General features: G+C 41.1%; 2 protein-coding genes and 5 tRNA genes. 2 read left to right on the forward strand and 5 right to left on the reverse strand.

Annotated features, from left to right (window positions below; translation table 11 throughout):
- Window positions 1-2: 2 nt before the first annotated feature.
- The 5 genes from Q4575_RS19570 to gltX form a co-directional block, all read right to left on the reverse strand.
- Window positions 3-75 (reverse strand) — tRNA-Glu (locus Q4575_RS19570).
- Between the two features lie 26 nt (window positions 76-101).
- A tRNA-Glu gene (locus tag Q4575_RS19575) sits at window positions 102-177 on the reverse strand.
- A 33-nt stretch (window positions 178-210) separates the two neighbouring features.
- Window positions 211-286, reverse strand: a tRNA-Glu gene (locus Q4575_RS19580).
- Between the two features lie 24 nt (window positions 287-310).
- Window positions 311-386, reverse strand: a tRNA-Ala gene (locus tag Q4575_RS19585).
- 225 nt (window positions 387-611) lie between these two features.
- Window positions 612-2,027, reverse strand: coding sequence for a glutamate--tRNA ligase (gltX, locus tag Q4575_RS19590; protein ID WP_303523927.1), 1,416 nt, complete (start codon window positions 2,025-2,027; stop codon window positions 612-614).
- Window positions 2,028-2,120: 93 nt separating this feature from the next.
- Here gltX and Q4575_RS19595 point away from each other — a divergent pair, with 93 nt between their 5' ends.
- Complete coding sequence (locus tag Q4575_RS19595) at window positions 2,121-2,585, forward strand: EVE domain-containing protein (RefSeq protein ID WP_303523928.1); 465 nt, start codon at window positions 2,121-2,123, stop codon at window positions 2,583-2,585.
- A gap of 140 nt (window positions 2,586-2,725) precedes the next feature.
- A tRNA-Val gene (locus Q4575_RS19600) sits at window positions 2,726-2,801 on the forward strand.

Genomic DNA, 2,801 nt, shown 5'->3' on the forward strand with positions numbered 1-2,801 from the left:
GGTACTCCCAAGGGGATTCGAACCCCTGTTACCGCCGTGAAAGGGCAGTGTCCTAGGCCTCTAGACGATGGGAGCACTAGGTGTATTTCATTATTTTAAAGTGGTACTCCCAAGGGGATTCGAACCCCTGTTACCGCCGTGAAAGGGCAGTGTCCTAGGCCTCTAGACGATGGGAGCACTAAGACTTTAAAAACATAAAACGCTAATTGTTGGTACTCCCAAGGGGATTCGAACCCCTGTTACCGCCGTGAAAGGGCAGTGTCCTAGGCCTCTAGACGATGGGAGCACTAAGACTTACTTAAACGAAAATTGGTGGAGCTAAGCGGGATCGAACCGCTGACCTCAACACTGCCAGTGTTGCGCTCTCCCAGCTGAGCTATAGCCCCGCTTTTCGCGATGAATTTAAGACAATCTGTGCCTCAAACTCGGGGCGCATTCTATGCACTCACTTTAAATGAGTCAACCATTATTTGAATAAAACTTTGTATTATTAGCGTAAGTGATTAATTTTTTGGCAAGTTGCTTAAAAAACGATTATATGTGACTAAAATATCCGCATTAGCAACAAAAAAGCCAACTTAACGTTGGCTTTTAATCTGTTTAACTAAAGTTTAAGAATTTGCTTCTCTTTGTGCAATAAAGTCTAAAGCCATATCAATTCTTTCGATGACCTTATCTTTTGGCAACAACTCAAGTGTGACGTCTAATGATGGTGAATTACCGCTACCGGTTGTCGCAACACGTAGTGGCATCCCAACTTTACCCATGCCAACGTCCAGTTGTTCCGCGGTACCGTTAATTGCAGCTTGTATAGACTCAGCATCCCACGAGGTTAAATCCTGGAGCTTTTGTTTAGCCACTTGCAATGCTTCCTTCGCTACTGGGCGTAAATGTTTCTTAGCGGCCTTTTCGTCAAACTCAGAAAAATCTTGATAGAAATAAGCGCTTATTTCTGCAAGTTCTTTAAGAGTTTTAACCCTTTCCGCCTGAATTTCTACGATAGCTTCTAATTTAGGACCATTTGCAACATCTACATTCTGGTTTTCAAAATGCCAAGCTAAGTGTTTAGCAACTTCTGTCGCTGGCAACAATTTCATGTATTGTTGGTTCATCCAATTTAATTTTTCGGTATTGAACCCAGAGGCCGACTTATTAATTGACGCAATATCAAAGTGAGTAAATAGCTCATCAAGAGTAAATACTTCCTGATCACCATGAGACCAACCTAAACGCACCAAATAATTTATTAGAGCCTGTGGTAAATAGCCGTCATCACGATACTGCATAACCCCTACTGCACCGTGTCGCTTTGATAATTTCTTACCGTCATCACCTAAAATCATCGAACAATGAGCGTAAGTTGGCACTGTTGCACCAAAGGCTTCAAATATATTGATTTGCTTAGCAGTATTTATTAAATGATCTTCGCCTCGAACCACATGAGTCATTTCCATTTGCCAATCGTCGATGACAACACAGAAATTATAGGTTGGACTACCATCAGTACGTTGAATGATCATGTCATCCATTTCGTCGTTCGATATTTCCATCTCGCCACGGATAACGTCAGTCCACTTTACACTGCCTTCTTTAGGGTTTCTAAAACGAACAACATAAGGTGCATCCTGAGCAGCATCTGTTGAGCCATGAGAACAATGACCGTCATAACCAGTGCGTTGGCCATTTGCTTCTTGTTCTTCACGTAAGGCATCTAAACGTTCTTTAGAGCAATAACATTTATACGCTTTATCCTGTTCAATTAATTTTTGAACAAATTCCTTATATAAGTCAAAACGCTTGGTTTGATAAAAAATCTCGCCATCGTTTTCCATCCCTAACCACTTCATACCATCTAAAATGGCTTGAACCGCTTCAGGAGTTGAACGCTCCAAATCGGTATCTTCAATACGAAGGATAAATTTTCCACCGCTTTTTTTGGCATATAACCAAGAATATAAAGCAGTACGAGCACCACCAACGTGCAAATAGCCAGTCGGGCTAGGGGCAAAACGAGTCACAACAGTCATGTTTGTTTCCAATAAAATGTATTCTTGAATAATTGCGGGCTATTCTATAAAAAAGTCAGCCTTATAGACAGTGCGAATTAAAAGGAGTGGTAAATGAATTATTGGCTATTTAAATCGGAACCCGATGAATATGGTATTGATCACCTCAAAAACGAGCCACAACAAATTGGTCGCTGGGATGGCATTCGCAATTATCAGGCACGTAATCTGTTGCGAGATGACGCAAAAATTGGTGATGGCGTATTATTTTATCACTCCAGTTGCAAACAGGTTGGTATTGCTGGTATCGCTGAAATTGTGTCGACCCCCTACCCTGACCCATTACAATTTGACCCGGAATCAAAGTATTTTGATCCTAAATCAACCAAAGAAAACCCACGTTGGGTCTGTTTAGACATTAAATATGTCCGACACAACAAAAAATTTATTCCTTTAACTCAAATAAAAACAACAAAATTATTAGAAAAAATGGTTTTGGTTAACCGCAGTAGACTCTCAATTCAGCCAGTAACATATGATGAGTGGCAAATTATCAACCAACTTGCGATGAATATTTAACCTTAAAATTGCAATTACCACCCTTTTTGCTCAAGAAACCATCGAAAGGTCAAAAACATTAAAATTATAGTTGACTCTTTTTAGTCGCTACTTATAATACGCCCCACTTAAACGACACAGCGCGTTTAAGAGATAATGCTGGGCGGTTAGCTCAGCTGGGAGAGCATCGCCCTTACAAGGCGAGGGTCACTGGTTCGAGCCCAGTACCGCCCACCA

The sequence above is a fragment of the Psychrosphaera sp. 1_MG-2023 genome, assembly GCF_030548245.1.
GTDB lineage: Bacteria > Pseudomonadota > Gammaproteobacteria > Enterobacterales > Alteromonadaceae > Psychrosphaera > Psychrosphaera algicola.